The 1,317-nt window shown below is 53.6% G+C and carries 3 protein-coding genes; all 3 read right to left on the bottom strand.

Annotated features, from left to right (window positions below; translation table 11 throughout):
• Positions 1–3 precede the first annotated feature (3 nt).
• The 3 genes from O9K64_RS23390 to O9K64_RS23380 all read right to left on the bottom strand — a co-directional run bounded on the left by O9K64_RS23390 (position 4) and on the right by O9K64_RS23380 (position 1,180).
• Positions 4–474, bottom strand: coding sequence for an REP-associated tyrosine transposase (locus O9K64_RS23390; RefSeq protein WP_275100531.1), 471 nt, complete (start codon positions 472–474; stop codon positions 4–6).
• A gap of 177 nt (positions 475–651) precedes the next feature.
• Positions 652–945, bottom strand: coding sequence for a type II toxin-antitoxin system RelE/ParE family toxin (locus O9K64_RS23385; protein WP_275100530.1), 294 nt, complete (start codon positions 943–945; stop codon positions 652–654).
• Complete coding sequence (locus tag O9K64_RS23380; protein ID WP_275100532.1) at positions 938–1,180, bottom strand: type II toxin-antitoxin system ParD family antitoxin; 243 nt, start codon at positions 1,178–1,180, stop codon at positions 938–940. The genes O9K64_RS23385 and O9K64_RS23380 overlap by 8 nt, the downstream gene beginning before the upstream one ends.
• Positions 1,181–1,317 lie beyond the last annotated feature (137 nt).

Here is a 1,317-nt window from a genome sequence, read left to right as displayed (position 1 = left end):
CTCCTACAACCAGGCAGCATCCCAATACGGATAATCCCCCACCCGCTGAACCAACCCCGCCCGCAACGGATTAGCCACCATATACCGCGCCATTGCTGCGATATCCTCCTCACGCCTCACTGCTCGGTCATAAAATCCGCGCTGCCACACCGACGCGCCGCGCCGCCTTTCCAGGCTGTTTATTTCACGGGCCGATACCTGCTTCACTTTTGCAACAACAACGGATAAATCACCATCCCGCAATACAAACAACCAATGAAGATGATCCGGCATCAACACCCACGCCAATGTTTCGCACATCCCCTCGGCTTCCGCTTGACGCATGGCCATGACAACCGCACGGGCATGCCCCATGGACATGAATCGCGGTGCTCTATCGCGTGTGACTGTGGTAATCAAATAGGCACGACCCCGTTCTGAACGCCGCCCACGGCGCAGATTCCGTCCGTGGGCCGCACGACGATTGTTCGGCATATACCCTCCCTGTAATTGCCTTTCGCGCCAGAGGCGCTCCTACAAATCCACAACAACCCACCACCCGTAGGAGCGGCTCCGCCGCTAACTCTGCGCGTCTATTATATTGAATTAATAAACAAAGTTTCCTAACTAGCCGGATTTCGGTTGTGCCCCAACACAGCCAAATCGGGATCTTTAAAGCTCAACGAAATGTCTCATCGGCTCCATCTGCTGATGGAGTATCCTGACGATAAAAATATCGTGCTCACGCCGCCGGTAAAAAATGGCGTGTCGTTGGTGATCGTGGCGGCTAACCCCATCAGCGATTTCCAGGCACTCATGCCCCATTAGTGGGGAGTTGGACAGAAGACGAAAGGTGCTCTCCAAGTCATCGGTGTAAGCGTCGGCCTGGTGAGCACCAAAGTTAAGCAGGGTATATTTGTAGATAGCTGTGAAATCCTCTGCCGCGAGATTGGACAGCTTATACATGGTGTTTCTGTTTCACCTGAGCGGCAATGTCGTGCAGAGATAGGTCACTTTCCCCGCTCCGCTCCCCAGCTTCTACAGCACTTCTCAGCGCTGCCGTTTGATTTTCCTGGCGTTCGAGCAACCGCAAGGCTGAGCGCACGACTTCACTGGTTGAGCCGTAGCGTCCAGACGCAATCAATTTCCCCACAAATTCGTCTAGTTCTGAACCGATAGTAACACTCGTTGTTCTGGGCATGGTCGAGCCTTCTGTGTGAATAATTAACACAAGTGTAGCACCCTTGGGGACCACTTCAAGTGATCAGCGCTCGATGACCGGGTAGCGGTGAAACGCCACACTTAGCGTAGGTTTTCGTTCTATTGGACTTCAACCCC

This window comes from Sedimenticola hydrogenitrophicus, from assembly GCF_029017505.1.
Classification (GTDB): domain Bacteria; phylum Pseudomonadota; class Gammaproteobacteria; order Chromatiales; family Chromatiaceae; genus Sedimenticola; species Sedimenticola hydrogenitrophicus_A.
This window is presented reverse-complemented; position numbering and strand designations above follow the sequence as displayed.